This window comes from Arthrobacter sp. 210 2 (assembly GCF_059093025.1).
Genome location: NZ_JBNHIE010000005.1, coordinates 292,344 through 313,677, shown reverse-complemented (window position 1 = coordinate 313,677; position 21,334 = coordinate 292,344). Strand labels below are relative to the sequence as shown.

24 protein-coding genes are annotated in these 21,334 nt (G+C 64.2%); 8 read left to right on the top strand and 16 right to left on the bottom strand.

The features are described 5' to 3' along the window. Window positions 1-103 precede the first annotated feature (103 nt). The 6 genes from AC5RWA_RS12595 to AC5RWA_RS12570 all read right to left on the bottom strand — a co-directional run bounded on the left by AC5RWA_RS12595 (window position 104) and on the right by AC5RWA_RS12570 (window position 5,287). Window positions 104-436, bottom strand: a complete 333-nt coding sequence (locus AC5RWA_RS12595) for a metal-sulfur cluster assembly factor (protein WP_013600914.1) — start codon at window positions 434-436, stop codon at window positions 104-106. Between the two features lie 13 nt (window positions 437-449). After that, the gene (sufC, locus tag AC5RWA_RS12590; protein WP_079596067.1) at window positions 450-1,238 is read right to left on the bottom strand and encodes a Fe-S cluster assembly ATPase SufC; all 789 of its coding nucleotides are present in this window, start codon (window positions 1,236-1,238) and stop codon (window positions 450-452) included. Window positions 1,239-1,317: 79 nt separating this feature from the next. Next, window positions 1,318-1,677: a non-heme iron oxygenase ferredoxin subunit gene (locus AC5RWA_RS12585; protein WP_079596066.1), complete on the bottom strand. Its 360-nt coding sequence runs from the start codon at window positions 1,675-1,677 to the stop codon at window positions 1,318-1,320. Window positions 1,678-1,701: 24 nt separating this feature from the next. Next, complete coding sequence (sufD, locus tag AC5RWA_RS12580; protein ID WP_494057873.1) at window positions 1,702-2,988, bottom strand: Fe-S cluster assembly protein SufD; 1,287 nt, start codon at window positions 2,986-2,988, stop codon at window positions 1,702-1,704. 2 nt (window positions 2,989-2,990) lie between these two features. Beyond that, window positions 2,991-4,454 carry a Fe-S cluster assembly protein SufB gene (sufB, locus tag AC5RWA_RS12575; RefSeq protein WP_079596064.1) on the bottom strand — a complete coding sequence of 488 codons (1,464 nt, stop codon included), beginning with the start codon at window positions 4,452-4,454 and terminating at the stop codon, window positions 2,991-2,993. Next, window positions 4,454-5,287, bottom strand: coding sequence for a helix-turn-helix transcriptional regulator (locus AC5RWA_RS12570; protein ID WP_079596400.1), 834 nt, complete (start codon window positions 5,285-5,287; stop codon window positions 4,454-4,456). The genes sufB and AC5RWA_RS12570 overlap by 1 nt, the downstream gene beginning before the upstream one ends. A gap of 114 nt (window positions 5,288-5,401) precedes the next feature. Here AC5RWA_RS12570 and AC5RWA_RS12565 point away from each other — a divergent pair, with 114 nt between their 5' ends. The 3 genes from AC5RWA_RS12565 to AC5RWA_RS12555 are packed head-to-tail and all read left to right on the top strand — an operon-like array spanning window position 5,402 to window position 8,116. After that, on the top strand, window positions 5,402-6,370 hold the full coding sequence (locus AC5RWA_RS12565) for an ABC transporter ATP-binding protein (RefSeq protein ID WP_494057872.1): 969 nt from the start codon (window positions 5,402-5,404) through the stop codon (window positions 6,368-6,370). After that, the gene (locus AC5RWA_RS12560) at window positions 6,367-7,164 is read left to right on the top strand and encodes an ABC transporter permease (protein WP_258868385.1); all 798 of its coding nucleotides are present in this window, start codon (window positions 6,367-6,369) and stop codon (window positions 7,162-7,164) included. Before AC5RWA_RS12565 ends, AC5RWA_RS12560 begins: the two co-directional genes overlap by 4 nt. Before the next feature lie 7 nt (window positions 7,165-7,171). Further along, entirely contained in the window at window positions 7,172-8,116 is a 945-nt protein-coding gene (locus AC5RWA_RS12555) for a COX15/CtaA family protein (protein WP_079596062.1), read from the top strand. 73 nt (window positions 8,117-8,189) lie between these two features. Here AC5RWA_RS12555 and AC5RWA_RS12550 read toward each other — a convergent pair whose 3' ends face one another. The 3 genes from AC5RWA_RS12550 to AC5RWA_RS12540 all read right to left on the bottom strand — a co-directional run bounded on the left by AC5RWA_RS12550 (window position 8,190) and on the right by AC5RWA_RS12540 (window position 12,167). Next, window positions 8,190-10,529, bottom strand: a complete 2,340-nt coding sequence (locus AC5RWA_RS12550; protein ID WP_494057871.1) for a SulP family inorganic anion transporter — start codon at window positions 10,527-10,529, stop codon at window positions 8,190-8,192. 113 nt (window positions 10,530-10,642) lie between these two features. Further along, on the bottom strand, window positions 10,643-11,500 hold the full coding sequence (locus AC5RWA_RS12545; RefSeq protein ID WP_494057870.1) for a class I SAM-dependent methyltransferase: 858 nt from the start codon (window positions 11,498-11,500) through the stop codon (window positions 10,643-10,645). A 103-nt stretch (window positions 11,501-11,603) separates the two neighbouring features. Further along, window positions 11,604-12,167 (bottom strand): dihydrofolate reductase family protein, encoded by a 564-nt coding sequence (locus AC5RWA_RS12540; protein ID WP_494057869.1) that lies wholly within the window; start codon window positions 12,165-12,167, stop codon window positions 11,604-11,606. A gap of 220 nt (window positions 12,168-12,387) precedes the next feature. On the opposite strand from AC5RWA_RS12540, the gene AC5RWA_RS12535 reads away from it, so the two are divergent. Together AC5RWA_RS12535 and AC5RWA_RS12530 are read left to right on the top strand one after the other, a co-directional pair. Next, window positions 12,388-12,795 carry a tRNA ligase subunit PheS family protein gene (locus tag AC5RWA_RS12535; RefSeq protein WP_494057884.1) on the top strand — a complete coding sequence of 136 codons (408 nt, stop codon included), beginning with the start codon at window positions 12,388-12,390 and terminating at the stop codon, window positions 12,793-12,795. Between the two features lie 378 nt (window positions 12,796-13,173). After that, window positions 13,174-14,556, top strand: a complete 1,383-nt coding sequence (locus tag AC5RWA_RS12530) for a vanadium-dependent haloperoxidase (RefSeq protein ID WP_494057868.1) — start codon at window positions 13,174-13,176, stop codon at window positions 14,554-14,556. Window positions 14,557-14,697: 141 nt separating this feature from the next. On the opposite strand, the gene AC5RWA_RS12525 is transcribed toward AC5RWA_RS12530, so the two are convergent. The 6 genes from AC5RWA_RS12525 to AC5RWA_RS12500 all read right to left on the bottom strand — a co-directional run bounded on the left by AC5RWA_RS12525 (window position 14,698) and on the right by AC5RWA_RS12500 (window position 18,943). Further along, window positions 14,698-15,273: a hypothetical protein gene (locus tag AC5RWA_RS12525; protein ID WP_494057867.1), complete on the bottom strand. Its 576-nt coding sequence runs from the start codon at window positions 15,271-15,273 to the stop codon at window positions 14,698-14,700. Window positions 15,274-15,889: 616 nt separating this feature from the next. Continuing rightward, window positions 15,890-16,708 (bottom strand): alpha/beta fold hydrolase, encoded by an 819-nt coding sequence (locus tag AC5RWA_RS12520; protein ID WP_494057866.1) that lies wholly within the window; start codon window positions 16,706-16,708, stop codon window positions 15,890-15,892. 43 nt (window positions 16,709-16,751) lie between these two features. After that, window positions 16,752-17,651, bottom strand: a complete 900-nt coding sequence (locus AC5RWA_RS12515; RefSeq protein WP_494057865.1) for a diacylglycerol/lipid kinase family protein — start codon at window positions 17,649-17,651, stop codon at window positions 16,752-16,754. Window positions 17,652-17,783: 132 nt separating this feature from the next. Next, complete coding sequence (locus tag AC5RWA_RS12510; RefSeq protein WP_494057864.1) at window positions 17,784-17,942, bottom strand: hypothetical protein; 159 nt, start codon at window positions 17,940-17,942, stop codon at window positions 17,784-17,786. A gap of 254 nt (window positions 17,943-18,196) precedes the next feature. Then, window positions 18,197-18,448, bottom strand: a complete 252-nt coding sequence (locus tag AC5RWA_RS12505; protein WP_494057863.1) for a hypothetical protein — start codon at window positions 18,446-18,448, stop codon at window positions 18,197-18,199. A gap of 219 nt (window positions 18,449-18,667) precedes the next feature. After that, on the bottom strand, window positions 18,668-18,943 hold the full coding sequence (locus tag AC5RWA_RS12500) for a hypothetical protein (RefSeq protein ID WP_494057862.1): 276 nt from the start codon (window positions 18,941-18,943) through the stop codon (window positions 18,668-18,670). A 178-nt stretch (window positions 18,944-19,121) separates the two neighbouring features. Here AC5RWA_RS12500 and AC5RWA_RS12495 point away from each other — a divergent pair, with 178 nt between their 5' ends. The 3 genes from AC5RWA_RS12495 to AC5RWA_RS12485 all read left to right on the top strand — a co-directional run bounded on the left by AC5RWA_RS12495 (window position 19,122) and on the right by AC5RWA_RS12485 (window position 21,026). Then, complete coding sequence (locus AC5RWA_RS12495; protein WP_494057861.1) at window positions 19,122-19,832, top strand: TetR/AcrR family transcriptional regulator C-terminal domain-containing protein; 711 nt, start codon at window positions 19,122-19,124, stop codon at window positions 19,830-19,832. Between the two features lie 442 nt (window positions 19,833-20,274). Continuing rightward, on the top strand, window positions 20,275-20,838 hold the full coding sequence (locus AC5RWA_RS12490) for a GAF domain-containing protein (protein WP_494057860.1): 564 nt from the start codon (window positions 20,275-20,277) through the stop codon (window positions 20,836-20,838). Beyond that, on the top strand, window positions 20,835-21,026 hold the full coding sequence (locus AC5RWA_RS12485) for an ANTAR domain-containing protein (protein ID WP_494057859.1): 192 nt from the start codon (window positions 20,835-20,837) through the stop codon (window positions 21,024-21,026). Before AC5RWA_RS12490 ends, AC5RWA_RS12485 begins: the two co-directional genes overlap by 4 nt. Before the next feature lie 18 nt (window positions 21,027-21,044). Here AC5RWA_RS12485 and AC5RWA_RS12480 read toward each other — a convergent pair whose 3' ends face one another. Beyond that, window positions 21,045-21,269, bottom strand: coding sequence for a hypothetical protein (locus tag AC5RWA_RS12480; protein WP_494057858.1), 225 nt, complete (start codon window positions 21,267-21,269; stop codon window positions 21,045-21,047). Window positions 21,270-21,334: the final 65 nt, after the last annotated feature.

Sequence of the window (21,334 nt, the reverse complement as noted above, 5' to 3'; positions counted from 1 at the left end):
GGCCACCTTTCCCAGGAAAGGTGGCCCGCCGTCGTCGTACTTGGGCCCACGCCGCCGAGGGGTCCCTGGCCGAAGCGAAGCGAGGCCGGGGAGGCGGTGGGGATTAGATGTTGAAGCCGAGGGCCCGCATCTGGTCCTTGCCGTCGTCGGTGATCCGCTCCGGACCCCATGGCGGCATCCACACCCAGTTCAGGCGCCAGTCGTCCACAACGCCGTCCAGCGCCTTGCCAACCTGCTCCTCGAGCACGTCGGTGAGCGGGCATGCGGCGGTGGTCAGCGTCATGTCGATCAGCAGCGCACCGTCGTCGTCGGAGTACTTCAGGCCGTACAGCAGGCCGAGGTCCACCACGTTGACGCCGAGCTCAGGATCGATGACGTCCTTGAGGGCCTCTTCGACGTCCTCAAGGCTCGTGCGGGCTGCATTGATTTCGGTCATGGCAGGGTCCTGACTAGGCCTGTACCGCGACGGGTGCGGCAGCAGTGCCGGCGCCCTTGGCGTAGCGGTCGTAGCCTTCTTCTTCGAGGCGGTCGGCCAGTTCCGGGCCGCCCTCTTCGACAACCTGGCCGTCCACGAACACGTGGACGAAGTCAGGCTTGATGTAGCGCAGGATGCGGGTGTAGTGCGTGATGAGCAGCGTGCCCATCTTCCCCTCGGCGTGGGCGCGGTTGACGCCCTCGGAGACGACCTTCAGCGCGTCGACGTCCAGGCCGGAGTCGGTCTCGTCGAGGACCGCGAACTTGGGCTTGAAGAGCTCCAGCTGGAGGATCTCCACGCGCTTCTTCTCGCCGCCGGAGAAGCCTTCGTTGACGTTGCGCTGGGCGAAGTCGGCGTCGATGCGCAGCTGCTCCATGGCAGCCTTGACGTCCTTGGTCCAGGTGCGCAGCTTGGGTGCTTCGCCGTCGATGGCGGTCTTGGCGGTGCGCAGGAAGTTGGTCATGCTGACACCGGGGACCTCCACGGGGTACTGCATGGCCAGGAAGACGCCGGCGCGGGCGCGCTCGTCCACGCTCATCTCCAGGACGTCTTCGCCGTCCAAGGTGATGGAGCCGCTGGTGACGTTGTACCGCGGGTGGCCGGCGATGGTGGAGGCCAGCGTGGACTTGCCGGAGCCGTTGGGGCCCATGATGGCGTGGGTTTCGCCGGTCCGGATGGTCAGGCTGACGCCCTTCAGGATTTCCTTGGTGCCCTGCTCCGTGTCAATGCTGACGTGCAGGTCCTTGATCTCAAGAGTAGACATGTGTCTTGTTCTCCTCTGCACCGTGCCTGGCGGCGGCGGTGCGGTCTCTGTCTGGAAGTTGGTTCGTAAATCTGTGGTGCTAGCTGAAGTTCGGAGCTTCGGCGCCGTTGAGGACATTGGTGAAGTCCACGTAGACCTCGTCCCCGCTGATCTCGACGGCGAACACCGGGACGGGATCGTAGGCGGGCAACTGCAGCGGCTCGCCGCTGCGCAGGTCGAACTGCGAGCCGTGGCCCCAGCATTCGATGGCGCAGCCCTCCACGTCACCCTCGGACAGGGAAATGTCCGCGTGTGAGCAGGTGTCGCCTATCGCATGGATCTCCCCCATGGAGTCCTTGACGATCGCCACAGGGTAGTCGTCGATCAGGATCCGCAGCGCCTGCTTCAGCTGGATGTCATCCACCTTGCAGACAAGCTCGCCCTTTGGCTGGTCAGTCATCTGTAAACCCGTGCTCCGTACCTTCTAGTTGTCCGTCAGTGCGAGTTCGTGCTCAACAGCTTCGGTCAGCCGCTCCTCGATGGAGGGGACCTTGATCTGCTGGATGATCTCGTTCAGGAAGCCACGCACCACCAGCCGGCGGGCCACGGACTCGGGGATGCCGCGCGCCATCAGGTAGAAGAGGTGCTCGTCGTCCATCCGACCGGTGGCGCTGGCGTGGCCTGCACCCTCAATCAGCCCGGTCTCGATCTCGAGGTTGGGCACGGAGTCGGCGCGGGCGCCGTCGGTCAGCAGCAGGTTGCGGTTGGCCTCGTACGTGTCGGTGCCTTCGGCTTCCTTGCGGATGAGGACGTCGCCAACCCAGACGGCGTGGGCGTTGCGGCCCTGCAGCGCGCCCTTGTACAGGACGTTGGACTTGCAGTTGGGCACGGCGTGGTCCACGAACAGGCGCTGCTCAAGGTGCTGGCCGGCGTCGGCGAAGTACAGGCCGAACAGTTCAGCCTCGCCGCCGGGGGCGGTGAAACGGGCCGACGGCGTGACGCGGACAAGGTCGCCGCCGAGGCTTACCATGACGTGCTTGAGCTTGGCGTCGCGGCCGATCTTAGCCTGCTGGGAGGAGGCGTGGACGGCGTCGTCGTTCCATTCCTGGAGCGAGACAACCGTGAGGCTGGCACCGTCTTCCACGATGATCTCAACGTTTTCCGAGACCACGGCAGAGCCGCGGTGGTTCAGGACCACAACAGCCTTGGAGAACTTCTTGGCGACGATCACCAGGTGCTGGGCGGCGGCATCAAGGGACGTGCCTTCGATGTCGATGGTGATTTCGGTCAGCGCCTCGAACTCCGACGGAATGGTGACCACCGTGGCCTGGGCGAAGTTCTCCCAGGCGTTGGCGGACACGCGGTCCTCAGGAATGCCGGCAGTACCGATCCGCTGGTCGTCGCGGCCGACGCCCTCTACGGTGACGTCTTCCGGGCCCTTGACGATCACGGTCGGCGCCGCGCCGGACAGGACCTCGGTGTGCAGGCCGCGCAGGCGCTTCAGCGGGGTGAAGCGCCAGTCTTCCTCCAGGCCGGTGAGCGGCTTGAAGTCGGCCAGCTTGTAGGACGTCAGGCGGCCGGCGCGTGAGCTGTCCGGAACGCCTTCGCCGCCGCCGTGCGAGTGGCTCTTGGCAGAGGCGCCGGCAAGCGGAGCCTTGGAGCCTGCCGCGTTGATGGGCGACAGGCTTTCGCCTTCTTCGGTGAAGCCGTCGATGAACGGCTGGGCTGAGGGCGCGCCGATGCGGGCCTTTTCAGTAGTGATTTCAGTCATCGTTATCCGACGGACCCTTCCATCTGCAGTTCAATCAGGCGGTTCAGCTCAAGTGCGTACTCCATGGGGAGCTCGCGGGCAATCGGCTCGATGAAGCCGCGGACGATCATCGCCATGGCTTCGTCTTCGCGCATGCCGCGGGACATCAGGTAGAAGAGCTGTTCTTCGCTGACCCGGGAAACAGTTGCTTCGTGGCCCATCACAACGTCGTCCTCGCGGATGTCGATGTAGGGGTAGGTGTCCGACCGGCTGATCGTGTCAACGAGCAGGGCGTCGCAGCGGACGGTGTTGGCGGAGTGCTTGGCGCCTTCACGGACCTGAACCAGGCCGCGGTAAGCGGCACGGCCGCCGCCGCGGGCCACCGACTTGGAGATGATGGAGCTCTTGGTGTTCGGCGCGATGTGGACCATCTTGGAGCCGGTGTCCTGGTGCTGGCCCTCTCCGGCGAACGCGATGGAGAGAGTCTCGCCCTTGGCGTGCTCGCCCACGAGGTAGACGGCCGGGTACTTCATGGTGACCTTGGAACCGATGTTGCCATCGACCCATTCCATGGTGGCGCCCTCTTCGCAGATGGCGCGCTTGGTCACCAGGTTGTAGACGTTGTTCGACCAGTTCTGGATGGTGGTGTACCGGACGCGGGCGCCCTTCTTCACGATGATTTCCACCACGGCGGAGTGCAGCGAGTCCGAGGTGTAGATCGGCGCGGTGCAGCCCTCGATGTAGTGGACGTAGGAGTCCTCATCGGCGATGATCAGGGTCCGCTCGAACTGGCCCATGTTTTCCGTGTTGATGCGGAAGTATGCCTGCAGCGGGATGTCCACGTGGACGCCCTTGGGGACGTATACGAAGGAACCGCCGGACCAGACGGCCGTGTTCAGGGAAGCGAACTTGTTGTCGCCCACCGGGATGACGGTGCCGAAGTACTCCTGGAAGATCTCCGGGTGCTCCCGCAGCGCGGTGTCGGTGTCCAGGAAGATGACGCCCTGGGCTTCGAGGTCCTCGCGGATCTGGTGGTAGACAACCTCGGACTCGTACTGTGCGGCCACGCCGGAGACCAGGCGGCTGCGCTCAGCTTCCGGGATGCCCAGCTTCTCGTACGTGTTCCGGATGTCCTCGGGCAGGTCTTCCCAGGTGGCAGCCTGCTTCTCGGTGGACCGGACGAAGTACTTGATGTTGTCGAAGTCGATGCCGGAGAGGTCTGCACCCCAGGTGGGCATGGGCTTGCGGTCGAAGTACTTCAGGCCCTTGAGGCGAAGGTCGAGCATCCACTCGGGTTCGCTCTTCTTGTCCGAGATGTCACGGACCACTTCGTCATTGATGCCGCGGCGGGCGTTGGCACCGACATCGTTCTTGTCGGCCCAGCCGTACTCGTAGTTACCGATGCCGTGGAGCTCGGGATTCTTCTCCAGAATCTCCGAGATCACAGTGTTTTCGGCTACCGCTTTCTCTGATAGTTGGTCCGTCATCACGGCCTTTCTTGCTGATGGTTGGTTACTTCATTCAGGCTGGCGGGGGCTGCCGAAGGCCTTGTGGGCCCCTGGGCAGACAGCCTGCCTGTAGGAATATGGGTTGTGCAGACATGCCCGCCGCGGGCAAGCGTGGAGAGCCGGCGGACGTCCACGCCAACGAGCCTCGAGAAGACCTCGGTCTCCACGTCGCAGAACACGGGGAACCGGGCGGCGAGCTGTTGGATGGGGCAGTGACCCTGGCAGAGCTGGACGCTGGACAGCGCAGCCGGAAGCGGGGCCTTGGCCTCGATGGACGCCGCGGACGAAACAAAGTTATCGCGGGTCAGGGCGTCGGACAACGCTTTGGCCCGGTCGCTGATGTCCGGACCGGCCTTTTCGATTTCCGGCGCGTACCGCCGTTCCATGTCGGCAAAACGCTCGACGGCGAATGCCCGGACGGCGTCGGGTCCGGCAACTTTCTGCAGCTGCTGGAGTGCAAGGGCGGCGATGTCCAGATAGTCGTTGCCGAGGCTCGACTGGCCCTCGGAACTGAGGACATAGCGGCGGGCAGGGCGGCCAGCCCCGGCGCCGGAACGCGCAACACGCTTGACTTCGATGACGCCCGCGCGGGATAAATGGTCCAGGTGCCGGCGCACGGCAGCCGGCGTGAATCCGAGCAGGTCGCCGAGTTCGGCGGCACTGACAGGCCCGTGCTCCAGGACCGCCGCAAGGACGCGGTCCCGGGTGCGCTCATCCGCATCGGCCACCGGACCGGAGGCCGCGGGGCCCCGGTCTGCGGGAGCCTGGGAGGCTCCGTGCCCGGCAAAAGGCACAGCAGTAGCATTGCTCATGGAATACACAACACAATCATGTCGTAATTTACTCCCCCACTCCAGTAAGGACAGGCTGACCTCAGCAGGCTCCCGGCGGACGGCGGAAAATACTACGTCCCGTAGAATACTGGGGTGCGTTCCCCCCAATCCCCCGTTCTGTCCATCAGCGGGCTCATTAAGGATGTCGGCCCGCTTACCAGCCTTGACGGCAAAATGCTTCGGGTGGTCAGCGGCATTTCACTCGTTGCCGAACGCGGACAGGTAACGGCCCTGCTGGGGGCCAACGGGGCAGGCAAAACCACCACCCTCGAATGTGCGCAGGGCCTGCAAAAAAGGACCGGCGGCAACATCTCACTGCTGGGACACGATCCCGCCGCAGCAGGGGCAGGGCTGCGCTCCCGCGTAGGTGTGATGCTCCAGGACGGCGGGCTGCCGCCGTCGGCCCGTCCCATTCCGCTGCTGCGGCACATTGCCGGACTGTATGCCCGGCCCTGGCCGGTGGATGAGCTGATCGAGCGGCTGGGGATCGATACCTTCGGCAGGACCACCGTCCGCCGGCTCTCCGGCGGGCAGAAGCAGCGCCTGGCCCTCGCCGCCGCGCTGATCGGCAGGCCCGAAGTTCTGTTCCTGGATGAACCCAGCGCGGGCCTGGACCCCCAGTCGCGGCAGCTGGTGTTCGACCTCATTTCCGAGCTGCGCGACGCGGGGATGGGCATCATCCTCACCACGCACCTGATGGACGACGCCCAGCGCCTGGCTGACTATGTCTACATCATCGACGGCGGCCGCAACGTTGCCGAGGGAACCGTCCGGGAGCTGCTGCAGCGCGACCCGTCCGTCGAAGCAGGTGCGGAGCATGTCCGGACACTGGTGTTCGAGGCGCCGCCGGGCTTGGATCCTGCTGCCGTACTTCCGGCGCATATCGATGTCACCGAAGCCCGGGCCGGCAGCTACTGCATCACGGGCACTCTGACGCCCGCACACCTCGCCGCGTTGGCGACCTGGTGGGAGACCCACAACATCATGCCCGCCTCGATGAGCCTGCAGGCGCGTAGCCTTGAAGACGTCTTTCTGGATATCTCGGGAAAGGACATCCGATGAAGCCGACCCAATCCGGTGCCGCCACCGGCGGCACCGCGGAGGCATCGGACCGGCAAGAGGCCGCAACCCTGCTCCGCCGCGTGCTGCTTCAGGGCAAATACGAAGCCCTGACCATGCTGCGCAACGGCGAGCAGCTGATCCTGGCTGTGGTGCTGCCGCTACTTGCGCTCGTGGGACTGACCGTGACGCCGTTCCTCGACGGGATGGGCGCGAGCCGCATCGACGTGGCCGTACCGGGCATCCTGGCACTGTGCGCAATGTCCACGGCATTCACCGGCCAGGGCATCGCCACCGGCTTCGACCGCCGCTACGGGGTGCTCCGGTTCCTGTCCACCACTCCCCTGGGCCGCGGCGGGCTGATCGCCGGCAAGGCTCTCTCGGTTCTGGCCGTGTTGTGCCTGCAGGTGGCAGTGGTCAGTGCCGTCGCCTTTGCCCTGGGCTGGCAGCCGCCGGCGGCCGGCTGGGTTCCCGGGCTGGCACTCCTTGCACTGGGCGCTGCCGCGTTCACGGCCCTCGGCCTGCTGGTGGCGGGGACGGTCCGGCCGGAAGCCACCCTGGCCATCACCAACCTGCTGTGGATCCTCCTGGGCGCATTGGGGGGAATCGTGATCCCCGCAGAAAGGCTCCCGGCCGCAGCCCAGGGCCTGGTGGGGTTCCTGCCTTCAGGGGCACTGGGCGAAGCCATGCGCGACGCATTCCTCGCCGGCGCCGTGAACGGCGGCGCCGCCCTCATACTGCTGCTCTGGACCCTGGTTGCCGGGGCAGCTGCCATCCGTTGGTTCAAGTGGAATTGAGTACATCGTGAGCACGGCTTCACGCCTTCCCCAAATGGCCGGCCGCCTGGTATCCCGGCTGCCCCGCACCGTGGACGCCCGCGTCCGCCGCCTCGCTGTTGCGTCCCTGATCGGGCAGACGCTGCTTGTGGTGACGGGCGGGGCCGTACGGCTGACTGCCTCCGGGCTCGGCTGCCCCACCTGGCCACGCTGCACGGACACATCCCTGGTCAACACGCCGGAGATGGGCATCCACGGATTCATCGAATTCGGCAACAGGCTCCTTACCTTTGCCCTGGCCGCCGTCGCAGCCCTGATGCTCGTGTACCTGTGGAATCTCCGGAAGGAGCGCAGGGACCTGTTCCTCCTGGCCCTTGGCCTGCTGGCCAGCATCCCGGCCCAGGCCGTGATCGGCGGCATTACAGTGCTGACCAACCTCAACCCCTGGGTGGTGGGGCTGCACTTCCTGGTGTCCATGGCACTGGTGGTGTTCGCCACCCTGCTGGTGAACCGTGCCTTCGGCAGGACCGGCCGGTTCATGGCGGCCCGGCACCGCGCCCTGCCGGGGATCATGCGGCCGGTGACTGCCGCCGTCGCGCTTTTTTCCGCCCTCGCCGTGATGCTGGGCGTGGTGGTGACCGGGGCCGGGCCGCACGCCGGGGACGCCGACGCTCCCCGCAACGGGCTGGACTGGGACCTGTTCTCCCACATCCACGCCGTGCCTGCCTACCTGATCACGGCCGGGACCGCCGTCGCGCTGGCGCTCGTGGTCATGCGCCGGATTAACGGGCCCTTCCGCACCGCTGTCCTTGGGCTCCTGGGAGTCACCGTGCTGCAGGCCGTCATCGGCTTCACCCAGTACTACAACGGCATTCCGGCCCTGCTGGTGGCCGCGCACATGCTCGGGGCCGCGCTGCTGATGGCCGCGGCAACCAACGCCTGGGACATCGCCCGGTCCAGCCCGGTGGAGTAGTCCGCCCTGCACGGCAAGGGCCCCGGTTCCATGGAACCGGGGCCCTTGCCGTATCGGCTGGGCGCCTTGCCGCTTAGCCCGTAGGCGCCTTCGCCGAACCCGCTGCCCCGGCCTTGGCCGCGGCCTGCGCCGGATCCAGGAACTCGATGCCGGACGTCGTCACAAGAAGTACCCGCGCCGTCGCAATGTCGTAGAAGAGGCCGGTCGTTTCGACGGCTCCCCTGGCCAGCGCCGGACCAACCACCGGGTGCGTTTCCAGCTTGCTGAGCTGCACGGCAACATTGACCATGCCCAGCTGGTCTACCCGGCTGTACCCGGCATCCGCCGCAGCGACAGCAACCGGATGGTCCGCCAGCAGTTCCAGGTAGCTCGGCCGGGCGTGGTTGAGCCAGGCATCGAATCCCGCGCCCAGGGCCTTGTTCCCGTTGCCGGCGGCGTCCTCGATCAGGGCCTTCATGGCTCCGCAATTCGAATGTCCGCAGATAACGATGGAGTCCACCGCCAAACCTTTCACGGCAAACGAGAGCGCAGAGTCGATGGACGCATCCTGGCCGTCATGGCACACCACGTTGCCGATGTTCCGCAGGGTGAGCAGGTCACCTGGGCCGCTGCTGGTCAGCAGGTTCGGGTTCACCCGGGAGTCAACGCAGGCCACGAACAGCGTGTCCGGGTTCTGGCCTTCCGCCAGATCCTGCACCAGCGGACGCACCTTGTCCGCGAAGCGCCGGTGGTATTTGTTGATCCCGCCAAGGATGGAGCGCCGGGGCTGCGGGTCCTCCCCCGTTTCCCCTGCGGACTGCCACGATGTGCGGGGCGGCAGCGGCAGCTCATGGGCTTCCCGGCGTTTGGGCACCTGGTGGGCCGCATCCTGGAAGAGCGTGTTTCCGTGTTCCTCCAGCGCGACGGTCCCGCCGGCGGCCTGGTACTGCTTCCGCCAGGCGACAACGGCCTCACGGAAGGCATGGTCCAGGTAGTCGGCGTTCAGCTCCATCACAACGTCCTTGCCGTCCGGGACGGAGTGCAGCACGCGGTTCAGCCTCGGCAGGGCGAAGAAACTGCACGATCCGGTGATGGTGACCCGCCACAGGTCCGACGGCGGGACGGGCGGGTATGCCTGAACCGAGGCCCGCAGCACGCGCCACAGCACGCTGGCCGCGGCCAGTGCCAGGCCGATGAGGACGCCCTCGAGCAGGTTGAGGAAGACGACGCAGAGCAGCGTCACGATGTAGATCAGGAGGTCCCCGGTACGACGGCTGGTCCTGATGTCGGCCACCTTGATCAGGCGGGCACCGATCACCACGAGCAGCCCTGCCAGGACGGCGAGCGGGATCAACTGAATGAGTCCGGCGAAGAGGGCGGAGAAGGCCAGGACCCAGACGCCGTGCAGGACGGCGGAGGCGCGGGTGGCAGCGCCCGCCTCCACGTTGGTGGCGCTGCGCACGATGACGCCCGTGACGGGCAGTCCGCCGAGGGAGCCGGACAGGATGTTGGCGGCTCCCTGGCCCATCAGTTCCCGGTTCAGGTTGGTCCGTGCGCCGTTGTGCATCTTGTCGACGGCGACGGCTGACAGCAGCGATTCGATGCTGGCGATCAGGGCCATGGAAAGAACTGCGAAGGCTATTGCACGCCAGTTGCCTTCCGGTAGCTGGGGCAGCGCCACGGCGTCGAGGATTGATCCGTTGAAGGAGATGCGTTCCACGGCGGGCGCGAACGCCACGGACAGGGCTGTCCCGGCCACGACGGCGGCCAGGGGTCCCGGGACCCGGCGCACGGCAGCCGGAAGGTGCTTCCAGGCCAGCAGGATCACCACCACGGCGAGCCCGAGCAACGCTGCGTGCAGTTCCAGGTTGATGATGGCGGCGGGGAGGCCCGTGAGGTTCTCCAGCGCGGAGCCTGCCGGCTGGGAGCCGAGCAGGACGTGGATCTGCTGCAGCATGATGGTGATGCCGATGCCGGCCAGCATCGCCTTCACCACCACGGGTGAGACGGCTAGGGCGGCCCTGCCCACGCGGCTGATGCCGAGCAGGAGCTGGACGACGCCGGCAGCCGCGGTGACCGCGCAGGTCACCTGCCAGCCGAATTCCTGCACCAGCCCGGCCACGATGACGGTCAATCCGGCAGCGGGTCCGCTCACCTGGAGCGGGGATCCGCCCAGGCTGCCTGCGACGATGCCGCCGACGGCGGCGGCGATCAGTCCGGCCATGATCGGGGCGCCGGATGCCGCGGCGATGCCGAGCGAAAGGGGCAGCGCGACGAGGAACACAACGAGCGACGCCGGGACGTCAGCGGCCAGGTGCGTGAGGAATCGGGGACGCCGGGACCTGGGGCGCTCCCCTGGGTCCTGTGGTTTTTCTTGCGGCGGGGGGTCGTTCCTTGAAGCGGTTCCGGTGGTGGGATCGTGTGCCTGTGCCATGGGTTTCCTTTTGCTCGCGGGCAGGATCCACCCCAGAGTAAGCAGAGGGTCACGGCAGGTGACACGAAACGTGATCAATATGACAAATTAGTCATGCGCTTGATGGGCGGGGGTTATCGCGGGGGCATCCCGCTCTCACTCGCCTTCGACAGCGTGAATATTCCATAGCGCATCGCACCGGTGCGATAGGCCAGGATCAGGCGCGGGATGCTTAGGACGAAGATGCGGTTGCGTGCGCGCAGGGCGAGGTGCCGGGTCTCGGAATCGACGAGCAAGGCCTTCAGAAGCCGGAGGGCGCAGATCGTCCAAGTGCGCGCGACGCGGCGGCTGACATCCTCATAGCCGGCGATCGTAAACCCCGCCGACGTTGCCATTGCCTCATACTCCTCGCGCGTGCCCATTGAGGGCAGGCGCCCTTCGCGGCAGATCGGTTCGAGCAGGTGGCGAACCTTCCAGCCGCTGTCATCAGTCTCGGCGAGCCACGCACAGATCACGAAGCGGCCGCCGGGCGACAGCACGCGATGCGCCTCGGCGAAAAACCGGGGCTTGTCCACCATGTGCTCGCTGGACTCGATCGCCCACGCGGCATTGGCCGAGGCATCGTTCAGCCCGTTGGCGAGCCAGTCGCGGAGTTGGATGTCCACGTCAGGTACGGGATGCGCGGCGGCGTAGTGTGCCTGCTCAGCAGAAAGCGTGAAGCCGGTAACGCGAACGCTGCGTGTGCTTGCGAGCTGCCTTGCGGTGGAACCATAGCCGCAGCCGATGTCGACGCAGGCCTCGCCGGGCATAAGGCGCAGCCGGTCAGCGACCGTCTCAACCAGGGCCTCGACGGCCTCCGCGGGCGTCTCGCGTCCCGTCACCCATAGACCGTGATGGACGTGCTCACCCCACACCCGGCGATATATCGGATCGAGTTCGTCGTAGTGATCCGCGACTGCCACTGCGGTTTGGGAAATATTGGGGACGATCACGCCGTCACACTACAACGCGGGCCCATGCCTACGTAAGGTCTCGGCTCACGGCTGCTCGGTCCTTCTTCTGGCCGGAAGCCCGCTCTGATCCAAGGCCGGGCAGTCAGCGCCTGGTCTCGTACCTGGTCAGGACCACACCATCGGGAAACGTCCGGGTCTCCACCAGGCTCAGGTTTACCCAGTTGTCCAGGGCGGTGAAGAACGGTGTGCCGCCGCCCACCAGAACCGGGTGGGTGACGATCAAATATTGATCGATCAGCCCGGCCCGCATGGCCGCTGCGGCGAGTGTGGCACCGGCGATGTCCATTGTGCCGCCGTCATCGGCCTTGAGCCGTGTAATCTCGGTGACCGCGTCACTGGTGACCAGGCGGGTGTTCCAGTCGACCGTGCGGGTCGTCGAGGAGAACACTATTTTCGGCATGTCCCGCCAGCGGCGGGCATACTCGATGTGCGCCGGTGTGGCGCCGGGTTGCTGGTCCGCGGTCGGCCAGTGGGAGCTCATCGTCTCCCACAGTTTGCGCCCGTACAGCGCCAGGCCCGTCGCCCCCACCCGGTCGGACCACCATTGGAACAGCTCATCGCTCGGCACGCTCCAGCCGAGGGCGTCGCCGGGCGCGGCGATGTAGCCATCTACGCTCACGTTCATGCCATAGGTCAGGTTACGCATGGCGTCAGTCTCCCGTGAGGCGGTCTTCGTTGTACAGGCCAGCGGTTGACGGAGGTAAACCCATGCGCTGCAGGTGCTCCTACAAAGTGTCACAAATGCGCTCTGCAGCAGATGGGCAGTGCCGGAACGGATCGTCCGCCACAGCCCCCTGGTCAGCGTGGTCGACAACTACGACCACCTCGGCTTCAAGGCATCAGACGTGACGCGGGATCAAAGAGACATGATCGCGTCCCTGGTTCAAGCGGTCCTTCCCGGTGCGCAGTGGCCCGCAGTCCCTGCCGTCCACCCCTATACGGAGCAGGGCTTACAGGTTGATGTTCTCATGGACGGGGAATGGCTCGAACTCGCGGTATGCGGTCTTATGGCCGGGCACTTATTCTCACAAGCTGGACTGGATCCCACCAAGTGGTCCGGGCTCGCCCTTGGCATGGGCTTGGACCGCGCCCTGATGCTGCGAAAGGGCATCCCCGACATCAGGTTGCTCCGGCCTACGGATAGGCGCGTTGAACACCAAATGTTGGACCTGGCGCCATGGCAGCCGGTCTCCCAAATGCCACCCATCCGGCGGGACATCTCAATCGTCGTTGAAACTTCCGGTGCCAGCCCAGGAGCGGCTCAAGATCCGTGAAGGACAGGCCAACGCGCTGATACGGCTCGTGCTGCGCCCTCTTACCAAGGACGATGACAGATCTCCAGGCCAACCAGATCCGCGACGATGTCTACCTTGCCCTGCACGATGGGCCGGTAAAGGAGCTCATCGACGGGTAAAGCTCCTACATGGGGTGCCGGCAGCACCTGCTTGGGCTGCCGGCACCCACCACCTCCCAGGCTGCCGAACACATTCCACTGGACACGCGTTGGCAGAGGGACACTCTTGGAGTAACCGCACCGACTGCGCATTGCGCTGACCCCGGGCGGTCGCCTGCCGCCGGTGTCGGGCACCACTGAGATGTCGACTCCGTCGGGTTCGCTTGAACATGGCTCCGATGCTTGAAGGACCGACGACATGACGAACAGCAACGATTACGGTCATCACAGGCGACCATCGCGGACTTCGAGGAACGGTCCGCGCCGACGGTGGGTACTCTGCTTGATCCCGGCACTGACCGCCGCACTCGTTCTAACGGGAGTGTCGAGCGCCGGCGCCTCGAACGCTCGGAACGCGGCGCCGGCGAACACGGACGTCCTCATCGAGTGGAGCAGCATCGCCCAAGACCACGTCATCCCATTGCGTCCCACGGCTCACGGCCAGCTCCGCGGCATGGCGATGGTTCAGGGCGCGGTGTACGACGCCGTGAACGCCCTTGACCGCGGGTACCAGCCGTATCTGCTCGACGGCGGCTCGATCGGCGTCGGGCCGGAGGCATCGTTTGATGCGGCGATCTCGACAGCCGCACACCACGTGCTCGTCACTCTTGTCCCGTCGGACAAAGTAGCTGGCCTCGATGCTGCGTACGCAGCAACGCTCGCGGGCGTCGCCGACGGCCCGAACAAGGACGAAGGCGTCGCCGCCGGTGAGGCCGCCGCGGCAGCGATGATCCTCGCCCGCACCGATGACGGGTTCATGGTCCCGTTCGAGTTCAACATCGGACCCGAACCCGGCGACTGGCGGCCCGTCACACCCGATGCCCGCGATCCGGACGCCTGGGTGGCCAATCTCAAACCGTTCATGATCGAGAATCCCGACGCGTTCCGCTCGGAGGGTCCCAACCCGCTGAGCAGTGCCGAGTACACAGCGGACTTCAACGAGGTCAAGGAGATCGGTGCGCTCGCGAGTAGCACTCGAACCGACGACCAGACCACTGCGGCCATCTTCTGGCAAGCCGCGCCGGTAGCACTCTGGAACGGCGTGTTCCGCAGTCTCGCCGTAAAGCACGGACTTGACCTGCCCGACGCGGCTCGACTCTTCGCGATGACCAACCTCGCCGCCGCTGATGGCGCGGTGGCTTGCTGGAACGACAGGTACTACTGGAACTTCTGGCGTCCGATGGCGGCGATTCGCGAAGCCGACACCGACGGCAATCCGGAGACGGCAGCCGATCGGACATGGAAACCGCTCTTCGATGCATCGACAGTGACCGTCCCGCCGCTCGGCACACCGCCGTTCCCGGAGCACCCGTCCGGTCACGGCTGCGTCAGCGGCGCGACTCTCTCCGCGGCGCAGGAGTTCTTCGGCACGGACGAGGTCGCCTTCGACGTGAACTCCGGTCGCTTCCCGGGCGAGCCACGGCACTTCGACGGGTTCTCCGCGGCGATACAGGAGGTCATTGATTCTCGCGTCTGGTGCGGCATCCACTTCCGCACCGCCGCTGTACAGGGCGCCGAGCTCGGCAACGAGGTTGCGTCGTGGCTCAGCGATCACTACTTCCAGCCCGCGACATGTTGGTAGCGTCCTGCGACGAGCCCCAATGGTGGAACCCTGCGCCGGAGGGAAGCTCGATGGGTTGGGAGGAGAGCAGCGTAGTGACATGAGAAATGGCGGGCAGTTTCTCCCGAGGAAACAAGGCCCGCCATCCCTTAGAGGACCATCCTAAGTTTCTCGGCTTCCCAGCGAAGACGGTGGGCTGCTCGTCACAGCGACCTCGGGTCTGACGGGCCAGCGGCCCGTCACCTTGCGGAAATCAATGGCCCGCAGCAATGGAGTCATGTCGTAAGCGCTCATGTTCATGCTGAGCTTGACACCATGAACGGACGTCACTGTCAGGAACTGCTGACCTCTCAACGTCCCTACGCCGTAGTGCACGATGTCGTCATAGGCAATCAAGTGTTCCTTGCCGAGCACGCTGCGAAAGGCAACTTCATAGGCGCGCGGAGCCACGTAAAAGTTGCGGTACATCGTGATGAATGCCATCCCGCCCAAGAGAATCGCCACCGAAGCAATACGGGCACCTAGAGGTGCCCGGGCTGTAGTAAAGGCGAACAGGCCCATGAGGAATCCCACGGACACGCAGAGCCAGCCAAAGATCAACAGCACCTTTGGCATACGGACCTGCTCCGGATACTCCTTGGACCGGTTGGGGTGCTTGCGTGCCCACCATGCAATGGCGGCAATGGACAAAGTCGTGAATACGGTGATGGAGATGTTTATGATCTGCACGGTCGACATTCTTCGGCTACATCCCGTGGGCGAGGAATGCCAACGTGGCTGTGAGTATGAGCAAAGAGTCGCTGATGGTACGACGAAGCAAATTTCCCCCAGAATCTGATCGGCCGTCCGGCAGAGTCTAAACTTAAATTCGTCCTCGGATTTGCAGCAGATTCCAGGCGCAGGATACAGGGCGACGGCCGCAACGCCACGCGAGAGAAGCCCCTGCTCCGGGTGGCCGGCTCTGAAGAGGACTGCCCGCGCGTCGCCCGATAGCCGATGGAAGGGGTGCAGTGCCTCGGGTTCTCGCCTACGTGCGGCCCTGGCCACCGAAAGCCCGTATGACCTGTCCGATTAGCCTCCCGGTGAGGGTCTTTCAACTGGCACCTTGGCGTCTCGTAACTCTAGGGATACGAGACGTCTCGCCCACTGAAAGATGGCTGCGCCTGCAGGGTCCTGGTTCTAGCCAAATCATGTCAGTTTCAGAAGTCGTCTGCGCTGGATCGGGCGGAACGATGGGGCTTGTGCAGCGGATGTCGAAGAAGCCGGCAGTGGCGAAGATCAGCATTCAGGCCGTGAGGCGTTCTGATGATGTCCTGCACGTCGACGCGTCGGCGGAAGACGGAGTGGCGCGGCGTTAGTTGTTGTTGATGAAGGTGATGATGCCGGCCGCGGTGGGGACTGCGGCGCCGTGTTGGACGATGTGGGGTTTGCCTGTTATTTCCAGGAAGCGTCCGTCGGGGGCGGTCGCTGCGAGTTTTTCACACCAAATCCGCGGGGCTACCGGGTCCCGTGAGCCGCGGATTACCAGGACGGGGTGTTCTACCAGCGCCAGTCTGGCTTGTAGGTCGTAGGTCATCATGACGGGGAGTTCTGTGAGGTACCAGCGCAGCCCGGAGCGGGCGTAGTCGCTGAGGACTATCGTGTTTCCTGCAGGGCTTTCTAGCAGCGAGTCGAGGCCCAGCGAGAGGGACTGCTGGAGAACTGTACGGCGTTCGGGATCGACTACCGGGCCCAGGAGCACGACGTGGGAAACCAGGTCAGGGCGTTGAACTGCGAGCTCAGTGGCGAACTGGGTGCCCATGGAGTGGCCTACCAGCACTGCCCGGGTAACACCCATTTTTTCTAGAACTGTTGCTGTGTGGACCGCGTAGTCGGCGACGCTCAGTCGCTGGTTTGGTGTGGGTGTTCCGCCGAAACCGGGCAGGTCAATGGCGAGGGTATCGCCGCGATCGGCCAGGGCAGCCTGCAGTTTCCGGTAGTAGCGGTGGGACATGCCAATGCCGTGCAGCAAAACAAAGACTGGACCGGAAGAACCGGCAGGGCCTGCCAGGAAGTGCACGTGGGAGGTCAATGATCTCGTGGTGACGACCCTGGGGACGACCCGGTTGCGCGTCCGCTTCAGGGGGTTGCGGGATGGTCCAGCGTCCAGGGATGTACTGCTGTCGGCTTGCACCGGGTTTCCTTTCGAGGTCGGTCACGTGGTGCGCGGTGTGTCATTACCCCAGCGTGGCGAGGGCAGCAGGCGCGCATTCAATGGTGACCGGGGTATTTGCTTCGACGGATTTCACTTCTCCGTCGATTTGGTACGGGATGGGTTTGAGGGTCGTGAACCGGTAGCTGTTCACGCTGGGTTGGTCTCCCAGACCCTGGGTGGCGGCACGCAGGGCGGTGAGCAGCACGCGGAGTTTTGACCTGTGGGGGAAAATCACTACTTCGAATTTCCCGTCCGATGCGGCGTCGTCGGCTTCGGACAGGGTGGCGTACTTTGCCATTTGGGCAATGTTGGCAAGGACGAGGCTGTCGAACTTACGTCGTTTGCCGTCGGCGTGCCTGATCTCGAAGGGTTTGAATTTCGAGAAGGTACGCATCACGGAGAATATTTCCTTCAGCGCGCCTTTGCTGCCCTTTTCCAGGTCGATCGCCATGACCGGCGTCAGGCCGAACCCGATGTAGGAGTGGGCATATTCCACCTGGGCGTTGACGTTGCTGCCTGTTGTGAGTCTCAACAGATCGATCCTCCGCACTTCACCGCCGGCGATGGCTGCCTCAAGCGGTTGGGTGCGGGTGGTGCGGCGGTGGTCATTGGCATTACCTGCAGCCATCACGGCACACACCGCGTAAGGGTTGCCCGCCTGCAGGACGCCGTTTACCACTTCGTTGTAGCCGCCGTCGCCGCTGACGGAGACAACCAGCACATTGCGGCCGCTACTGGCAGCTTCGCGGGCAAGTTCCACGGCATGGCCGGCGTGTGCAGTGGGTTGCAGTGCGACGTCGGCCACGTACGGAAGCAACTCCGCAAGACTGCTTTTGAGCTCCTCCGCCAGCTGCGGCGCATCCCCGGTGCTGTTCGGATTAAAGATGATGACGATTGACTCGAAGGTCCGGGCAGTGCTCATAGTGCGCTCCGTGTTGTCTTTTCTGTTTTGCTCATTGGTCCGCTGCAGCGTTCCGCAACAAGGGGCCCGCTCGGGGACGGCTTCCGGCGGCTGGGCAGCAGTAGGAGGCCCGCGCGCGGGTAGGACCGGTGTTTAGCTGTTTCCGGTGTGAACGATGCTCCCGGGGCCCTCTTGGTGGGCCGGGGCGTCAGCAAGGCCCTCCGGCGTGAGGTCAAAAGTCTCGATGCCGGCAGGAGATTCCTTGTCCGGAACGGCGGTGGTTGAAGGTTCGGTATGAGGTGTGTTTGTCATGGTTGATCCTTTGGTGATTCCGCCCTTGCAGCACCCGGGCCGGTGGTTTAGCGGGGAAGTTCCATCTGAAACCCGCACCGGCAGCGCAGGATCTGGGTGGCAAGGTAGGCCGCCGGGGTGTCCGTAGGTCCGAACGGGGACTCAACGGACATATGAATGTCGGTGTCGCATGCAGCGCACCAGGGCTGCTTTCCCCGGGGTTGATGGTTACCACGGGGAATGTATGTGTTCGGCGGTGTGGTCATCGCTGAGGTTTAGACCACGGCCTGGTAACTGGAGAGAATATAGTCCGCGGCGGCCGGGCCCTTCATCTTCAGGCACTGCCCGGGACTGACGCGCTGTTTCATCGCCGCCCAGAAGACGTGCTCCGCTGCCAGATGTCTGCCCGACAGGTAGCACCAGCTGGTGTAGAGGCCGTAAAAGGAGTCACCGTCAAGAGTCGAGTCGGACTCCCGGTCACGGTAGGTGGCATCGCTGAGGAACTGATCGAACTGTGAATGCGCCATGGAGGGCTCTTCTCACTACGGTGCAGATCTGGCGCCGTTCGGCTACAGCGGCCCTGACTCAATGCCTTGCACGGGACATCGAGCGTACTGCCCTGACAGTCAAAGGTTCTTGATGCTCGGGCAGGTCCTGCATAGGTAAAGCAGATGACCCCGGCGCAGCACCGGTAAGGATGCTGCGCCGGGACCCAGCAGTTCCGGGTTGGTACCCCGGGACGCGTTTTAGGCGTGGTTGTTGTGCACGCGGTTGCCGGCCTTGGCCAGGCCTCGGGCGATCATCAGACCGACCGTGAGCCAGGTGATGTACTGCATTGCGTCGTTGGCGTTGAAAACATCGACGCCGTTTTCGCTTGCGTCGTCCCCAACAACGGCAGCGGTAATGATCGTGGCGATGACTGCCGCGACGTAGACAGCGAACTCAAGGGTCCGGGTTGAGATCTTGATGTCGTTGGCGTTGCGGACAGTGCTCGAGTGCTCGTTATGAGTCTGAGTAGTCATTGTGGTTCTCCTTGGATGATGTGAGCAGCCTGGACGGCTCTGCAAACTCTGATCCCTGTACTGAAACCATGTCGACAACGTCTCTACAATGTAGACTTTACGCGTAGACTAAATAATAAGCAAGCTTACTCATGCCGTGCATGGGCGGGTCTGACGCACCTCAACAGGACGGTTCCTCATGGCCTCCCGCCAAAACACTTCCGCCAGTGCAGTTCCCCGGAAAGGGCGCCTGAGCAGGGAACTTGTCCTATCGACAGCGCTGGCGCTGGTCGACGCAGAGGGCTTGGACGCGCTCACGATGCGGCGCCTTGGCCAGGAGCTGGGCAGGGACCCCATGAGCCTTTACCGTTACGCATCCAACCGCGCAGCACTGTTGGACGGCGTCACCGAGTTGGTGCTGAATGAACTGGCGATCTTTCCTGATGATCCAGACTGGCAGGCCCAGCTTCGCCGGATCGGCCACGATTTGAGGCTCCTGGCCCTGCGCCACCCCAACGTTGTGCCGCTGCTGGTCACCAGGCCGCTGTCCACTCCTCTGGGCATGCGCCCGCTGGGAACCCTGCGCCCGCTGGAACAGATCCTGGCCTTACTGATAGAAGCCGGCTTCACACCCGCAGATGCCCTCCACATCTACCGCGCCTACTACGGATTTCTCTACGGACACATCCTGAACGAGCTCCAGGAATACATCGTGGACCCTGAAGAGAACGAAGCCATTTTGCGGCTGGGGCTGCACCGTCTGCCAGCCAAAGACTTCCCGCACCTGCGTGCACTGGGGCCCGTCCTCGCCGAGTACGACGGCGCCGCGGAACTCGACCAGGGACTGAGCATCCTACTCTCGGGCCTGGCCACCCAACTCCCGGGACCGCACCCCGAACCGCTGCCCTAAAAAGGATGCGTATTGCCGACTCAACAGCGGCGTCCGCCAAAGGTGGTCCCTGCGGACTCCGAAAATCCAGGAAACAACAGCTTACCCAGACACAGTTCCTACCTCGGAGACAATCGACAGGCGTGAACCGCAGCGGTAAATGCCGGGGGGAGTTCCCCGCGGCAAATGGCACGTGGCGGCCTTCAGCTGCTGCAGCACGTCCTCCCACTGCCAGACGCACTCAACTGACGTGAAAAGCCAGGGTTACGAGGCCCGAACGGGGTTAAAGAAGGAGTGGCCCCATCAGAAGACAGGCGGACCTGCCACCTCATTTCTCTTTTGTTTGGACAAAACCGTTCTCGGAGGCCTGAATGCGGCGTAGGGTGAGAAGGAATCGTTCCGAAGCGGGCGCCTTCCAGCCGCACACGCAACAAGCGGTTATGCCTCGTAGAAGGACGCCCCCATGAACGCCTTATCCACCGCTGCATACTTCCAAGACGGAGTCGTCTCCCAACTCCAGGACCTCGTTCTGGAAACTGCGGACGCGGAAGAGTTCTTCCAGGAACTTGCCGCCTTCTCTGCCTCCCTCCTCTCACCGGCCGGTTCAACGGTTCACTGCAATGTCACCGTGGTGCGACTAAAAAAACCCGTCACGGTAGCGGCCTCCACTCCCCGGGCACGGGTGATGGATGAACTCCAATACGCCTTCGGTGATGGTCCCTGCCTCTCTGCGATGCGGACCGGAACCACCATGCACGTCCCGGATGTGTCCTGCGAAACACGCTGGCCGGACTACGCTCGGGCTGTAGCCAAAAAGGGGGTCCGTTCCATCCTTGGCATCCCCCTGCGCTTGGAGGGAGAGTCCTCCGCCGCCCTGAATATCTACTCCTCCCGGACCCACGGATTCAGCGGTGAGGACATCGCCCGTGCCGAGCTTTTCGGTGAGCAGTCCGCCAAGACCCCCTCAGGCTCGAGCTGCGCCTGGCGCGACTTCAGGAAGCGAAGGACAACCTGGAAGCGGCCATGAAGAACCGTACGGCGATTGATGTTGCCGTCGGCGTCGTCATGGCTCAAAACCGGTGCAGCCAAAACGCCGCAATGACAATCCTGCGGAAGGCTTCGAATTCCCGCAATATCAAGCTCCGGGAGGTCGCGGCATCAGTCATTGCATCGGCGTCACCAACGGCAACCCTGCGTACCCACTTCGATGAATAGACGGACAAGTACCGCGCGTCAGTAGCCGGGCCGGGACCGCTTCCTTAGGGCACGCAGCTCTTCTACCGCGAGGTCGAGAAGGTCAAGGTCCAAGGCGCTTGGTTCGTGCATGCCATACAGTAAGGATTCGAACTCGTCGGACAATGCATTACCGCCGTTGCCGAAATACTGCAGCCAGAGCTCGTCGACGTCGGTTTCGTCGTGTTCGATCATGGATCGCGCTGTCAGTCGTGGATCTTCCACAATGATTACTCTCATTTTGGCGGCCGCGCCGGGTCTAACACTGGCCGCTCTCCCTTAGGTCCCTC